Raw genomic sequence first — 14,391 nt, forward strand, 5'->3', positions numbered from 1 at the left:
GGTCGATCAGAGCACAGCTTCAGAGGACGCAACAGGCGTTCGGGACGTACTCAAACGTTGCACCAGTGCGGCGCCACGGTTGCGCATGGGCATTTCGACCACGCGATAATTCAGTTCACTAAGCAGGGCAATCAAGCCGAACGCAAACAGCAGAGTGAGGATGGGATGCCCGGCCGGACTCGGCAAACCCGCCGCCTGCAAACGGAAAATCACTTCACGGACCAGGAAATACACCGGAATGTGGATCAGATAGATGCCATAGGAACGACTTCCCACCCACGCCATCACCTGCTGCAAGCCTCCGGCGGGCAACAGGTAATTCTGGTTGTAAGAGGCGATCCACACCAACACCGCACTCAATATGGCGATGGCGCCGATGCGGTAGTGGCTCGCGGAAAAAGCATCGGTGGCCAGGTAACTCATCAGCAATCCGACGCCAATCAGCGTCGAGATCCCCGTCCAGGGGCGAATCAGAAACGTCGGCTGCCAGCGCCGATAACTCGATTGCGAGCTCCACATGGCCAATAGCACGCCAAGGGCCAGCGCATCGGTTCGCACCACCATCAGCAGCGGCGTGCGTACCATTAGCAGTTGCACTGCAACCAGCGCCAGCAGCACCCAGACCAAATATCTGCGGCACAGCACAATCAGCAGCGGAAACAACAGGTAGAACTGTTCCTCCAGGGCCAGACTCCAGTAGACGAAACTGCTGCCGTACTCGTATCGAAAGAACGCATCGGCAAAGCGGAAATTGGCGTACTGCAATACCCCGGCCAACGTGGCCTGAAGATTGGCGTGAACCGTGCCGAATGCTCCGGAACGGTTGAAAAACATGCACATCAGCAACACCAGTGCCAGCCAAAGCCAGGCCGAGGGCAGCAGGCGGAAAGCGCGGCGCAACCAGAAATTGCGGGTCTGCTCCCAGTACTGCTCACGCGTGCTGCAACTGCGAAGCGTGGGAACCAGACTGCGAGCGATCACGAATCCGGAAATGGCGAAGAACAGATCCACGCCCCACCAGGGCTGCGCCCAGGCATGAATGGCTTCAAGCAGCGGCACCGGATCGCGGAACAGATTGCCAGCCAGGTGATGGAACAGCACACCCAGCACGGCAATGGCACGCAGCACCTCGATGTCCATGATGCGTTTACTGCTCATCCGGCATCTCCGCATCCAGCGGTTTACGGGCAATGATTACCTGGCTTTTGGGCATGAACTGGTCAAGCACCTGTTTGATCGCAAGCCCGTCTGGCCGGTCGAGCATTTCTTCCCAGGTTCTCGCCCATCCACCCATCAGATGCGGAAAAGGTGCCTGAATGCGATCGCGCACCGCGCCACCTGGATCCTTGCCGGCCGCTTTTTCGCTGGCCCAGAAGAAAATCATCCCCATCACCCAGAAAAAGCCGGTGGACTGCCGATGTTCGATGATCAGCCCCGCGTCTTCGACCAATGCAGCAAAGCGCTGCGGGTCAAAAATCTGCACGTGGTTGGGCGGCTGGTAATAACTCTGCGGAGCGATACCTTTCTGCAGGTGCTCGCCAACCGGGTCAGGCACGCTCAGCAGATACAACGCACCGGGACGCCCCATACGCGCCAGTTCGGCCATGAACGCTTCGGGTTCGTCGACATGCTCCAGCACTTCCATGCATACGACCCGGCTGGCGCAGCCATCGGCCAACGGCAATGGCAAGGTGTTGCTGACCAGTCCCAGACTTCGCCGGGTGCTGCGGTCTTCGACCTGACGCGCCAGTTCGCGAACCTTGTCGTATTCGCTGTCAGTGAAAATCACCGATGCGCCCTGTCGTACGGCAAACAATGTCGCGGCGCCCTCGCCACAACCGACGTCGAGCAAGGTGTCGTCAGGCGTAATGGCAAAGCCCTTGAGCAATTCGCCGCTGTCATTGAGAAACCAGCCGTCCAGAACCGCATCACGCAAACCGACATCACGGGGCGACCAGACAAACAGCGGTTCAGGTTCTGCATCCGGCGTCTGTTCAACCATCTGTTCATCGACGGGTTCAACCACTTGCGGCGGTTGCGGCTCGGCAAAAAATCGACGAAGCAATCGACTTATCATGCGCGGGTTGCCTCCCGGGCCAGCTGACAGCGCTGCTCCAGCAACTGCGCCAGAAAGGCCTGCAATCGCTGCTCGGCCACCGCTTGACTGCAAAATGCCTGCAAACTCTCGACTGCCTGCGCCGACATCGATGCGTAACGCCGGGGATCGCTCCTGGCAACATCGTAGCTGGCTTGGTAGGCGGTACAGATCGACGCCCAACTCGTTGCATGGCGCAGGGTCCGATAGGCCGAACGCGGATCGTGGGGCCAGGCCGTAAACTCCTCGGTCGACTCGATCAGGAAGGCGTTATCGGCATTCAGATAATCGATCATCGCTGTGGTGCGCGGCGCCACCGCCGGTTTGCCGCAGGACATGAATTCCATCAATGGCAGGCACTGGCCCTCGCCGTAAGAGGTGTTGACGACAAAGCGCGTCGCCTGTACCAGGCGTTCATAGTCGGCATCGGCCAGGTAGCCATAGATCAGCACAATGCGGCAGCGATAAGGCTGGTTCTTGTACAGGTGATGGAGGATGTCGGTGAGTGCTTCTTCGGCATCGTGGTGGGTGAGTTTCAGCACCAGGGTTGCGTCAGCGTTTTCACGCATAGCGGCACAGAAGGCACTGATCATGTCTTCCCAGTTCTTGCGCCCGTCGCGCGGGTTGAACACCGACGTGTACACCACACCTTCAAGCAACAACTCCTGCTCGGTGACCGGCGCAAGGAAATCGATTCCGGGCCCACGGCGCAATTGCACAGGAGCGAAAGCATTCAAGTCGATCTCACGACTATCAACCACCAGGCCTTTGATTTTCAAACGGACTGAATCGACGGCCGGCTGCCCCTGTAACTGGACGCCTCGCTCCGCAAATCGATCCCAGACAGGTGCCGGAACGGCGACTATCGGGTAATCAGCCGACATTGCCTTGCGCACGGCATCAACCGTGTAACTGGAGTGGGTAATCGCGGCACCGCAGGCGGCAAGTACCGTGCGCCAGTCGTTCAGCGGATCGCCAGCGAATGGCTCGTCGGGAATGGTGCTGAACTCCCAGGCAAATACCGGCAAGGTCGGACAGGCCAGATGCACCGGAGTGCGGTGCGGTGGTGAGAACGACAGAAATACGCAAGGCTCGCCACGTGCCTGGCACTCTGCATACAACGCATCGACTTCGCTGTTCGGGTCCATGACCTCGATCACCCGACCGAGACGTTCGAGCACCGGCCGATATTCCTTGAGCACGAAGTAATAGCTGTACTCCGAGCGGCCCAGGTTGCGGCTGATGGTGTGCTGATTGGTTTCCGAATGGATGATGATCAGCATGGAGCACCATCCGTAACCTGGGCAACGTGACCGGACTGTGGTTCGAGCCGGAAAAAATCCTCGACACGCTTTTGCAGCACCGAAAACGCGCTGTAATCCTGCATGCGCTGCGCGGCAGCCATCGACATTCGCTGATAATCCTGAGGCTGTGTCGTGGCCATTCGGTAACTGTCTTCGTAGGCTTTTTTCAAGGAGCCCCAGTCTGGCCGGTGACGATGCGCGCGAAACAGCATGCGCGGGTCGTGAGGCCAAGTGCACGCCTCAACGCTGGAGTCGACCACGAACGCCACAGACTCGTCGATATAGTCCTGCATCGCCGTGTGGTCGGGAGCGATCACCGGTTTGCCGCAGGCCATGAACTCCATCAGCGGCAGACACAGACCTTCACAATGCGAAGCGTTGACGTAAAAACTCGCCGACTGGTAAAGCCGCGCGTATTGCGCATCGTCCATATAACCGTGAATCATCATGACCCGGCAGGAAAAAGGCGCCAGTTGCGCCAGCGGGGTCATCAAGTGTGCATAGACGGCCGCCAGGTCGCTCTGGGTAAATTTCATCACCAGTGTGGCGTCGGGAGTGTCGCGAAAGGCCGCGCAGAAAGCGGTGAGGATCTGTAGCCAGTTCTTGCGCCCGTCCGCAGGGCGGAACACCGACGCGTAGACCACACCGTCGACCTTGGCTTGAACCTGCAGTGAGGTGTCCGGCATATCTCGCGGTGGCGGTGGCGGTTGCACTGACACTGGCAAAGGTAGAGGGCCGGCAATACCGGGCAGATGTCTGGCGAGCCAGTCCTGCCAGGAATGCCCAAGCAAGTCGTGGATCCCCTCCCAGTACCAACTCTGCAAAAACCTCACCCGTGGCACCACGGGGGTCTGATCATGGCCGGCATTGAGCAGCCAGAGGCGCAGGTAATGCTTGGCGATGACCAAGCGTCGCTTGAATGTCAGCGGTGGTGGTCGCGAGGCCTCCAGCTGAGCTTCGATTTGCGCGAGTTCTTCGGCGGTGAGGGGCTTGGGCAGCAGATTATCCGGATGCAGGTTCATCTGGCGGGAATCGAAAATGCACCCTTTGAGCGTCAACGTCGTACCTGTGTTGACCGGTGTGCTGAGGTGCTGCTTGCGGATGGACGCAAGACCCTCTCCGAGCGGGGCGGGCAATACCAGCACAGGGAAATCCTCTCCCATCGAGCGACGAATCGCTCGGGCGGTATGGCTGGACAGTGTGATCACACGACCATGGCTTGCCAACATGCGCGTCCAGTCCTGGCCAGGATCATCGCCCCATTGTTCATCGGGAATCGAGTCGTACTCCCAGGCCACCACGCAGACGGTCGGGCATTCGAGGTCGATCGCGGTTTTCTGTGGCCGGGTAAACGAGAGGAAAACACTCCGCTGGCCGGCGGCGAGCAACTCCCGATAGAGCGGATCGACCTCCGCGACAGCAGTGACGACGTGAACTCGCCCGAGCGTTTCGAGCAACGGACGATAAGCCTTCAGCACGAAAAAATAGCTGGCATCGGGATGCCCGAGGTTCTGCCTGATGGAATGTTCGTTGATGTCCGAATAAAGAATGAAATTCATGGCATTCCACAATGAAACCGCCTTCCCGGCAGCCTCATGTTATGACGGCCAGGCGTCGAACCGGATCGGTGTCGGTTCTTCGCCTCAAGTCCCGTCTTGTTCTTGTTTTAGTGGTCGGTTTCACCTTTTGCACGATGAGCCTGAGATCCCGGGCGACCGTGACGAGGGCCATTCTAAACACATCCATCGCGACTCCGGGAACCGCCCGGCGAGAATAAATCGGCTACGCTGACGAGAACTCACCGGTCACGATCTGCCCTGTTGAAATTGCCGCGCAATTGGCCCAGATTGGCAGCCAAACAACTACAACAACGGCTTCGCCTGCTGTTTCCCCGGATATTGGCTCCGGTCTGACAGACTTATCCCCAAAGCATGCGGATACAGGCGCGAAGTCATGACCAAGGGGTCGCTGTTGAAAAAACGTCTGTTCGTCACAGGCCTCAATGGCTTCGTGGGACAACACATTCAGTCGCGTCTGGCCTTGCCGGGTTCGTCGTGGGAACTGCTGCCTGCCGCTGCGACCTACGATCTCACGGACGCCGACAGCCTCATCGATCTGTGGCCACAATTGCCGGATGCGGTGATCCATCTGGCCGGTCAGACCTTCGTGCCGGAAGCCTTTCGTGACCCGGCGCGCACCTTCGAGATCAATCTTTTCGGCACGCTCAATCTGCTACAGGCGCTGAAAGCCCGAGGCTTTGCCGGCACCTTTGTGTACGTCAGCTCCGGCGACGTCTACGGCCAGGTCAGCGAACAGAATCTGCCGATCACCGAACAGCAACCACCGCTACCGCGCAATCCTTATGCGGTGAGCAAACTCTCGGCGGAATTTCTCACCCTGCAGTGGGGCCTGAGCGAAGGCTGGCCCGTGCTGGTCGCCCGCCCCTTCAACCACATCGGCACGGCGCAGAAAGACAGCTTCGTCATCGCCAGCGCCGCCCGGCAGATCTGCCGCATCAAACAGGGCCTGCAAGCACCGCAACTGCAAGTCGGCGATATCGACGTGACCCGCGACTTTCTCGATGTCGGCGATGTGATTTCAGCCTACTTCGCGCTGCTGGAAAACGGTGCACCGGGGCAGGTCTACAACATTTGCTCGGGCCGCGAGCAGAGCATCCGCAGCCTGATCGAGCAACTGGCCGATCTGGCTGAAGTCGACGTTGAGCTGGTGCAAGACCCGACCCGCATGCGCCGGGCCGACCAGCGCCGCGTCTGCGGCAGCCATGCAAAACTGTCCAACGCCACCGGATGGGCGCCAGCCACCACCACACAACAATCCCTGCGGGCGATCCTGTCCGACTGGGAGACGCGAGTACGACAAGAATGACAAAAAGTGCACTGATCACCGGCATCACGGGCCAGGACGGCGCCTATCTGGCCAGACTGCTGCTGGACAAGGGGTACAAGGTTCACGGCCTCGTCGCGCGACGCAGCAGCGATTCGCGCTGGCGCCTGCGCGAGATGGGTATTGAAGCCGACATTGTCTACCTCGACGGTGACATGGCCGATGCCTGCTCGGTGCAGCGTGCGGTAATCAAATCGGCACCGGACGAGGTGTACAACCTCGCAGCTCAAAGTTTTGTCGCCGCCTCGTGGGATCAACCGGTGACCACCGGTATCGTCGATGGTCTGGGCGTGACGCACCTGCTCGAAGCGATCCGCCAATTCAGCCCGCACACGCGTTTTTATCAGGCCTCGACCAGCGAAATGTTCGGCCTGATCCAGGCTGAGCAGCAGGACGAGAACACTCCGTTCTATCCGCGCAGCCCTTACGGCGTAGCGAAGCTCTACGGCCACTGGATCACCGTCAACTACCGCGAGAGTTTCAACCTGCACGCCAGCAGCGGCATCCTCTTCAACCATGAATCGCCGCTGCGCGGCATCGAGTTCGTCACTCGCAAGGTCACCGACGCCGCTGCGCGGATCAAACAGGGCAAACAGCAGGAGCTGGCCCTGGGCAACATCGACGCCAAGCGCGATTGGGGTTTTGCCGGCGACTACGTCGAAGCCATGTGGCTGATGCTGCAACAGGACAAACCGGACGACTTCGTGGTTGCCACCGGCGTCACCACCACCGTGCGCGAGATGTGCCGGATCGCCTTCGAGCATGTCGGCCTCAATTACCGTGATTACGTGAAGATCGACCCGGCGTTCTTCCGCCCCGCCGAAGTCGAAGTGCTGCTCGGCAACCCGGCCAAGGCCCAGCGCGTGCTGGGCTGGAAGCCGAAAACCGACCTGGACAGCCTGATCCGCATGATGATGGATGCGGACATGACACGTGTCGCCAAGGAGTAGGCCATGCTGATTCCGGTGATTCTGTCCGGCGGTGCCGGCACCCGTTTGTGGCCAGTATCGCGCGAAGGCCATCCCAAGCCGTTCATGACCCTGCCCGATGGCCAGTCATTGCTGGGCAAAACTTACCAGCGTGCAGCGGCGTTGCTCGATGGCTGGGGCGACATCGTCACAGTGACCAATCGCGAATACTATTTTCAAAGCAAGGATCACTATGGCGCGGCGCAGGTCTCGCGTCATCGCGGGCACTTTCTGCTCGAACCCGCCGGGCGCAATACCGCACCGGCGATCGCGGCGGCGGCGCTGTCGTTACAGGCGCTGCACGGCGACGAAGCGATCATGGTGGTGATGCCGGCGGATCATCTGATCGTCAATCAGGACGCACTGAAAAGTGCTGTCGAGCACGCCGTGAATCTGGCAAAGGACGGTTATCTGGTGACATTCGGCGTGGTTCCGACCACACCGGAAACCGGCTTCGGCTACATCGAGACCGGTGCGCCGCTGGATGCCAGAGGCGCCGCCAAGGTGCAGCGCTTCGTCGAAAAACCCGACCTGCAAACCGCCACGCATTATCTGGAAAGCGGCAACTTCCTATGGAATTCGGGGATGTTCTGCTTCACCACCGCGACCCTGATCGCCGAGTTGCAACTGCACGCATCCGAGCTATTGGAACAGACTCGCGCCTGCATGGCCGCCAGCGCACCGGTCGAAACGGTTGGCTGCCTGCAACAGGAGTTGTCACCGACGCTGTTTGCCGAAATCACTGACATTTCGATCGACTACGCGCTGATGGAGCGCTCGGAAAAAGTCGTGGTGGTGCCCGCCGGTTTCGACTGGAGCGACATTGGTTCGTGGAACGCTGTCGCTGCGCTGACTCCCGCCGACGCCGACAACAACCGCAGCAGTGGTGAAGCGATCTTCATCGACAGTCGCAACAACTTCGTGCAGAGCGAAGGTCGGCTGGTGGCGACGGTGGGTGTGGATAACCTCATCGTTGTCGACACCGCGGACGCGGTGCTGGTCGCGCATGCCGACCGCGCGCAGGATGTGCGCCGAGTGGCCAGGCAACTCAAGGACAAGTCCCACGAAGCCTATCGCCTGCACCGTACGGTCAGCCGTCCATGGGGCACTTACACCGTGCTGGAAGAAGGTCCACGCTTCAAGATCAAGCGCATCGTGGTCAAGCCCGGTGGCAAGCTCTCGCTGCAAATGCACCATCACCGCAATGAACACTGGGTCGTGGTCGAGGGCATGGCCAAGGTCACCAATAATGGCTCCGGCACGACGCTGGTGGCGAAAAACGAATCGACGTTCATTGCCGCCGGACACAAGCATCGTCTGGAAAACCCGGGGGTGATCGATCTGGTGATCATCGAAGTACAGAGCGGCGAATACCTGGGCGAGGACGACATCGTGCGCTTCGAAGATCAATACGGCAGGACGGTCTGAATGCTGCTTCCCCTGTACCGCTCGCTGCACAGCTATCGTGGATTCATTCTTGGAAGCGTGCAGCGGGAATTTCAAGCGCGTTATCGCAACTCCCTGTTCGGTGCGCTGTGGCCGATCTTCAATCCCCTGTCGATGATTATCGTCTACACGGTGATCTTTTCGCAGATCATGCGTGCGCGCCTGCCGGGTGTTGACGACAGCATGGCCTACAGCGTTTACCTGTGCGCGGGACTGCTGGCGTGGGGGTTGTTTTCGGAAATAACCCTGCGCAGCCAGAACATGTTTCTTGAAAACGCCAACCTGCTGAAGAAAATCAGCTTCCCGAGGATCTGCCTGCCGGTAATCGTGTTGATCAACGCCGCAATCAATTTCGCCATCATCGTCGCCCTGTTTCTCGGATTTCTGCTGATCACCGGGCGCTGGCCGGGCATGGCCTTGCTGGCGCTTGTTCCACTGATCGCTGTGCAAATGATGTTCTGCGCCGGGCTGGGCATGGTGCTCGGGGTGTTGAATGTGTTCTTTCGCGATGTCGGTCAATTGTTCGGCATCTGCCTGCAATTCTGGTTCTGGCTGACGCCGATCGTGTATCCCATCACTATATTGCCCAATTGGCTGCAGAGCCTGCTGCGATTCAACCCTCTGACCAGCCTGATCGCCAGTTATCAGAACGTATTCCTTTACGGTCAGTGGCCAGACTGGAGTTCGCTGCTGCCAGCACTCGTGATCGGCGCAATTTTCTGCGCTATCGGCCTGCGCCTGTTCCGTCAACGGGTCGGTGAAATGGTGGATGAGCTCTGATGGGACATATCCGTGTGACCGGACTGGGCAAAGCCTACAAACAATACCCCAGTCGCTGGAGTCGTCTGGCCGAATGGCTGATTCCTTTTTCCCCATCGCGGCACAACCAGCATTGGGTATTGCAAGACCTCACGTTCGAGATCCCTGCCGGCCAGGCCGTGGGCATCGTCGGGGTCAACGGCGCGGGCAAGAGTACCCTGCTGAAGATGATTACCGGCACCTCCCGACAAACCTGCGGCACCATTGAGCTTTCCGGCCGGGTCGCCGCTCTGCTGGAACTGGGCATGGGTTTTCATCCTGACTTTACGGGCAGGCAAAACGCCGTGATGGCCGGGCAATTGCTCGGCATGCAACTCGAGGAAATCAACGCATTGATGCCACAGATCGAGAGCTTCGCGGAAATCGGCGACGCGATTGATCATCCGGTACGTACTTATTCCAGCGGTATGCAAATGCGCCTGGCATTCAGCGTCGCCACCGCACGCCGTCCCGACATCCTTATCGTCGACGAGGCCCTGTCCGTTGGGGATGCGTATTTCCAGCACAAGAGCTTCGAGCGTATCCGCAGTTTCCGCGCGGCTGGCACGACCCTGCTGATCGTGTCCCATGACCGTTCGGCAATTCAGTCAATTTGCGACACCGCCATCTTGCTCGATGGTGGCCGTCTGGCCATGCATGACAGGCCTGAAGCCGTCATGGATTTCTACAACGCCTTGCTGGCCGAACGCGAAGGCCAGACCGTACGCCAGCAAATGCTCAGTGGCGGCCAGGTGCAGACCGTGTCGGGTACCGGTGAAGCCGGCATTGTACGAGTGCGTCTGCTCGATGAATCCGAGCGTTCGATCGAGGCCGCCGAAGTCGGCCAGCCAGTGGTCCTGGCAGTGGACGTCGAGGTTCGTCAGGACATCGAGCGGCTGGTGCTGGGTTTCATGATCAAGGATCGGCTCGGCCAGCCCATGTATGGCATCAATACCCATCGCCTCAATCAGGCACTGGAAAATCTGCGCGCCGGTGAACGCATCACCTATCGCTTTGCTTTTGTAATCGGCCTGGGAAAAGGCAACTACTCTGTCGCTCTGAGCCTGTCGAGGCTGGACTCGCACCTGGACCGAAACTTCGAATGGCGCGACTTCGGTCTGGTGTTTCACGTCATCAACAATCGACGCGAAGATTTCGTCGGTTGCGCATGGCTCAATGCACAGACCACCATCAGCCGTGACACCGAAGCCAGCCGCGTCGAGCACACGCCATGACCCGCCTGTTGGTCGAGTGCACCCACGTGTTCAAACACCCGACGGTCAATTCAGGGATCCAGCGCGTGGTGCGCAATGTCATCAAGCAGTTGCCCGCCAGCGCTGAAGGCATCGAATGCCTGCCGGTGGTGCTGATCAATGGCCAGCTCTATCGCGTGCTGCAACTGGCGCCGCTCGATACGCCGTTGTGGAACACTCTGCAAACCTTCGGTGAGCGACTGGAACGTCTGGCTCATCGATTCTGGCAGTGGCATCAGCGCCGGGACGCGCAATGCACGGCGAAACTGGCGCGACGGGGACTCTATGTCGGCTATCGATTGACTCAATTCGCGGTGTTCGGCGTGCCGATCCGGCTGATCCGGCTGATCAATCGCAGGCAGCTGCTCAAGCGCTGTTCGCCGCTGCAGCACCAGCCTGGCGATCAACTGGTGCTGCTGGATTCCTCCTGGCACTCGGATTTTTTCGCCCACGTCGAACAGCTCAAACGCGACGGCGTCGGCATCATCGCGGTGGTCTACGACCTGATTCCGCTGACGCACCCGCAGTTTTACGACACGCGTCTGGTCGAGGTCTTCAGCGAATGGTTCGACTGGATCACCCGCACGGCCGATGGCTATATGGCGATCTCCGCCACGGTGCGTGATCAGGTGCGTGAAGAATTGCAGCGCAGAATCGGTGCCGAGCAGGCCGACAAACGCTGGTTCGATTTCTTCCATCTGGGTTCCGAGCTCGATCTGCATCACAGCGCCGCGACGGTCGAACCACGCCTGAAAAGCCTGTTCGCTGCGCCCGAAACGGTTTTCCTGATGGTCAGCACCATCGAGCCGCGCAAGAACCATGCGTACCTGCTCGATGCCTTCGAGTGCGCCTGGGCTGCCGGCTCCACGGCACGGTTGTGCATCGCCGGGCGGATTGGCTGGAAGTGCGAGGCGCTGCTCGAGCGCATTCACAGTCACCCGGAACTGAACCGGCGCCTGTTCATGTTCAATGACCTGAGCGATACCAGCCTGGAATACGCCTACGCCCATGCCAGCGCGCTGGTGTTTCCCTCGTTCGTCGAAGGCTTCGGCCTGCCGCTGGTAGAAGCCATGCAGCGTGGCTTGCCGGCAATGGCCAGCGACATCGCCGTGTTCCGCGAAATTGGCGGCGACTTCATGGCTTACTTCAATCTGCAGGATCCCCACAACCTCGCCGCTTTGATCCAGGTCTATCAGCGCACAGGGCAGTTTCCCGCCGCCCGCGATGTCGCCGACTGGTGCTGGATCAGCTGGCGCGAGGCCAGTGGGCAATTGGCAACACGCAGCCTCCACCAGGTTCAGCAGGCCCCGCGCGTGCAAGCGAGGCCGCATGCGCATTGCTCTTAATGCCCGCATCCTGCAAGCGCCGCGCACCGGCATCGGCCATTACGTCGCTGAACTGGTCCATGCCCTGCGCACTGAAACCGAAGTGGACGTGAGTCTGTTTCACGGCTGGGGCTGGAGTTCGGCCCTGCCGGAAGCCGCAGTGCCCGGCTATTCGCGCATGACGCCGCTGCTGCGCCAGATTCCCGGTGCTTATCAGGCCCGCCGCTGGCTGGAGCAGAAACGCTTCGATCAGGGCCGCGCGCAAGGGATCGACCTTTATCACGAGCCGAGCCTGTGGCCGCTGGCTTTCGACGGCCCGACCGTGATCACCTTGCATGACCTGACGCACCTGCATTTCCCCGAAACCCAGCCGCCCACACGCCTGAGGGAGATTGAACGGCGCCTGGCCGCAGGCCTGGAACAGGCGCGAGTGATTCTGACCGATTCGCAGGCGATCGCCGACGAGGCGCAAGCCTGTTTCGGCCTGCCGGCACAGCGATTCGTGGTGGCGCCGTTAGGCGTGGCCGCGCGCTTCCATCCTCGGGAATCCCATGAGCTCGAAAGCGTGCTCAAGGCTCACGCCGTCCAGACGCGGGAGTATTTCCTGTGTGTCGGCACCCTTGAGCCGCGCAAGAACCTGAGCCTGGCGCTGCAGGCCCACGCTCTGCTCCCAGAGGCAGTGCGCCAGCGCTTTCCCTTGTTGATTGCGGGGATGGCGGGTTGGCAGCGCGAGCAGTTCAACAAGCCGTTGCGCCAGGCCCTGGCGAGCGGCCATGTGTGCCTGCTCGGCTATCTGCCCGATGAACAATTGGCGCAGTTGCTGGCCGGCGCCCGCGCGCTGATATTTCCATCGTTGTATGAGGGCTTTGGACTGCCGGTGCTGGAGGCCATGGCCAGTGGCACGCCGGTGGTGATTACCCGTTCTTCGGCGATGCCGGAGGTGGCCGGCGACGCTGGCAACTATATTGAAGCGGAAGATGCCGAGGGCCTGCGCGATGCGCTGAGTCGGCTGATCGACGATACGCAGCATTGGCAGGCATGCCGCGACGCAGGATTGCTGCGGGCAGGACTTTTTTCCTGGAAGCGTTGTGCACAGGCTACGGCCGGTGCCTACCGTCAGGCCATGGGAGGTTGAATGCGCGTTCTTCATTTCTTCAAGACGTACCTGCCCGACTCGGTCGGCGGCATCGAACAAGTCATCTTCCAACTTTGCGAAAGCGGCGCCCAGCACGGCATCGATGCACGGGTGCTGACCCTCAGCACGGACCCGACACCGCCCGTGATGCAACTGGGTCAGCATGAAGTGCACCGGGCAAAACTGGATATCCAGTTCGCCTCCACCGGGTTTTCCTGGAGTGTGTTCAAGCAGTTCCGTGCATTGGCTGCCGAGGCCGACGTGATCAACTACCACTTCCCGTGGCCGTTCATGGATCTGGTGCATTTCGCCAGCGCCATTGATAAACCGACGGTGGTCACCTATCACTCGGACATCATCCGCCAGAAGCATTTGCTCAAGCTGTACCGGCCGCTGATGAACCGCTTTCTCGCCAGTGCCGACCGTATCGTCGCCGCATCGCCGAACTATCTGCATACCAGCGACGTGTTGCAGCAATTTCAGGACAAGACCCGCGTTGTCCCTTACGGCTTGAACAAAGCAGGTTATCCACAGCCCGACTCCGCAAGGATGAACCGCTGGCGCGAACAGCTTGGGAATAAGTTCTTTCTCTTCGTTGGAGTCATGCGTTATTACAAGGGTTTGCACATCCTGCTCGACGCACTGAAAGACGTCGATTATCCGGTAGTGATCGTCGGCGCTGGTCCGCTGGAGCAGGAACTGCATGCACAGGCCGCCGCGCTGGGCCTGCGCAATATCCATTTCCTCGGACGTCTGAGTGACGAGGACAAAGTGGCGTTGCTGCAATTGAGCTATGCGATCGTTTTTCCTTCGCACCTGCGTTCGGAGGCGTTCGGAATTTCGTTGCTCGAAGGTGCGATGTACGGCAAGCCGATGATTTCCAGCGAAATCGGCACCGGCACCAGTTTCATCAATATCCACAATGAAACCGGGCTGGTGGTGCCCCCAAGTCATCCACAGGCATTTCGCGAAGCCATGCGCACACTGTGGGAAAACCCCGAGCGTGCCGCAGCCATGGGCGTCAAAGCCGAAGCGCGCTATCGGCAGCTGTTCACCGCCGATGAAATGGGCCGCAAGTGGACTGAGTTGTATCAGGAACTGCTGGAAGAAAAGGCACTGTCCTACGCGTGAGATCTGCAACCAGGCGGCCGCGAAGTTGCTCG

12 protein-coding genes are annotated in these 14,391 nt (G+C 59.8%); 8 read left to right on the forward strand and 4 right to left on the reverse strand.

What is annotated here, in order from left to right; translation table 11 throughout:
* Window positions 1–6: 6 nt before the first annotated feature.
* The 4 genes from VNV36_RS05930 to VNV36_RS05945 are packed head-to-tail and all read right to left on the reverse strand — an operon-like array spanning window position 7 to window position 4,958.
* Window positions 7–1,158: an acyltransferase family protein gene (locus VNV36_RS05930; RefSeq protein WP_325716947.1), complete on the reverse strand. Its 1,152-nt coding sequence runs from the start codon at window positions 1,156–1,158 to the stop codon at window positions 7–9.
* A complete protein-coding gene (locus VNV36_RS05935; protein WP_325716948.1) occupies window positions 1,148–2,077 on the reverse strand; it encodes a class I SAM-dependent methyltransferase in 930 nt (309 codons plus the stop codon). The genes VNV36_RS05930 and VNV36_RS05935 overlap by 11 nt, the downstream gene beginning before the upstream one ends.
* Complete coding sequence (locus tag VNV36_RS05940; protein WP_325716949.1) at window positions 2,074–3,378, reverse strand: glycosyltransferase; 1,305 nt, start codon at window positions 3,376–3,378, stop codon at window positions 2,074–2,076. The genes VNV36_RS05935 and VNV36_RS05940 overlap by 4 nt, the downstream gene beginning before the upstream one ends.
* A complete protein-coding gene (locus tag VNV36_RS05945) occupies window positions 3,372–4,958 on the reverse strand; it encodes a glycosyltransferase (RefSeq protein WP_325716950.1) in 1,587 nt (528 codons plus the stop codon). Before VNV36_RS05945 ends, VNV36_RS05940 begins: the two co-directional genes overlap by 7 nt.
* Window positions 4,959–5,370: 412 nt before the next feature.
* Between VNV36_RS05945 and VNV36_RS05950 the strand changes: the two genes are divergently transcribed.
* Genes VNV36_RS05950 through VNV36_RS05985 form a run of 8 tightly spaced genes read left to right on the forward strand, consistent with a single transcriptional unit; the run spans window position 5,371 to window position 14,359 of the window.
* Window positions 5,371–6,285 (forward strand): GDP-mannose 4,6-dehydratase, encoded by a 915-nt coding sequence (locus VNV36_RS05950; RefSeq protein ID WP_325717014.1) that lies wholly within the window; start codon window positions 5,371–5,373, stop codon window positions 6,283–6,285.
* Window positions 6,282–7,253, forward strand: a complete 972-nt coding sequence (gmd, locus tag VNV36_RS05955; RefSeq protein WP_325716951.1) for a GDP-mannose 4,6-dehydratase — start codon at window positions 6,282–6,284, stop codon at window positions 7,251–7,253. Before VNV36_RS05950 ends, gmd begins: the two co-directional genes overlap by 4 nt.
* Window positions 7,254–7,256: 3 nt before the next feature.
* Complete coding sequence (locus VNV36_RS05960; RefSeq protein ID WP_325716952.1) at window positions 7,257–8,699, forward strand: mannose-1-phosphate guanylyltransferase/mannose-6-phosphate isomerase; 1,443 nt, start codon at window positions 7,257–7,259, stop codon at window positions 8,697–8,699.
* Window positions 8,700–9,497: an ABC transporter permease gene (locus VNV36_RS05965; RefSeq protein WP_325716953.1), complete on the forward strand. Its 798-nt coding sequence runs from the start codon at window positions 8,700–8,702 to the stop codon at window positions 9,495–9,497.
* The gene (locus VNV36_RS05970) at window positions 9,497–10,750 is read left to right on the forward strand and encodes an ABC transporter ATP-binding protein (protein ID WP_325716954.1); all 1,254 of its coding nucleotides are present in this window, start codon (window positions 9,497–9,499) and stop codon (window positions 10,748–10,750) included. Before VNV36_RS05965 ends, VNV36_RS05970 begins: the two co-directional genes overlap by 1 nt.
* Complete coding sequence (locus VNV36_RS05975) at window positions 10,747–12,114, forward strand: glycosyltransferase family 4 protein (RefSeq protein WP_325716955.1); 1,368 nt, start codon at window positions 10,747–10,749, stop codon at window positions 12,112–12,114. The genes VNV36_RS05970 and VNV36_RS05975 overlap by 4 nt, the downstream gene beginning before the upstream one ends.
* Window positions 12,098–13,228, forward strand: a complete 1,131-nt coding sequence (locus VNV36_RS05980; RefSeq protein WP_325716956.1) for a glycosyltransferase family 4 protein — start codon at window positions 12,098–12,100, stop codon at window positions 13,226–13,228. Before VNV36_RS05975 ends, VNV36_RS05980 begins: the two co-directional genes overlap by 17 nt.
* Window positions 13,229–14,359 (forward strand): glycosyltransferase family 4 protein, encoded by a 1,131-nt coding sequence (locus tag VNV36_RS05985; protein ID WP_325716957.1) that lies wholly within the window; start codon window positions 13,229–13,231, stop codon window positions 14,357–14,359.
* Window positions 14,360–14,391 lie beyond the last annotated feature (32 nt).

The organism is Pseudomonas sp., assembly GCF_035554175.1.
Lineage (GTDB): Bacteria > Pseudomonadota > Gammaproteobacteria > Pseudomonadales > Pseudomonadaceae > Aquipseudomonas.

Excerpts from the sequence above, each read along its gene's own strand:
- VNV36_RS05975 (WP_325716955.1), top strand. The coding sequence starts at position 10,747 with ATGACCCGCCTGTTGGTCGAGTGCACCCACGTGTTCAAACACCCGACG.
- VNV36_RS05935 (WP_325716948.1), bottom strand. The coding sequence starts at position 2,077 with ATGATAAGTCGATTGCTTCGTCGATTTTTTGCCGAGCCGCAACCGCCG.
- VNV36_RS05970 (WP_325716954.1), top strand. The coding sequence starts at position 9,497 with ATGGGACATATCCGTGTGACCGGACTGGGCAAAGCCTACAAACAATAC.
- VNV36_RS05960 (WP_325716952.1), top strand. The coding sequence starts at position 7,257 with ATGCTGATTCCGGTGATTCTGTCCGGCGGTGCCGGCACCCGTTTGTGG.
- VNV36_RS05980 (WP_325716956.1), top strand. The coding sequence starts at position 12,098 with ATGCGCATTGCTCTTAATGCCCGCATCCTGCAAGCGCCGCGCACCGGC.
- VNV36_RS05930 (WP_325716947.1), bottom strand. The coding sequence starts at position 1,158 with ATGAGCAGTAAACGCATCATGGACATCGAGGTGCTGCGTGCCATTGCC.
- VNV36_RS05985 (WP_325716957.1), top strand. The coding sequence starts at position 13,229 with ATGCGCGTTCTTCATTTCTTCAAGACGTACCTGCCCGACTCGGTCGGC.
- VNV36_RS05940 (WP_325716949.1), bottom strand. The coding sequence starts at position 3,378 with ATGCTGATCATCATCCATTCGGAAACCAATCAGCACACCATCAGCCGC.
- VNV36_RS05965 (WP_325716953.1), top strand. The coding sequence starts at position 8,700 with ATGCTGCTTCCCCTGTACCGCTCGCTGCACAGCTATCGTGGATTCATT.
- VNV36_RS05945 (WP_325716950.1), bottom strand. The coding sequence starts at position 4,958 with ATGAATTTCATTCTTTATTCGGACATCAACGAACATTCCATCAGGCAG.
- gmd (WP_325716951.1), top strand. The coding sequence starts at position 6,282 with ATGACAAAAAGTGCACTGATCACCGGCATCACGGGCCAGGACGGCGCC.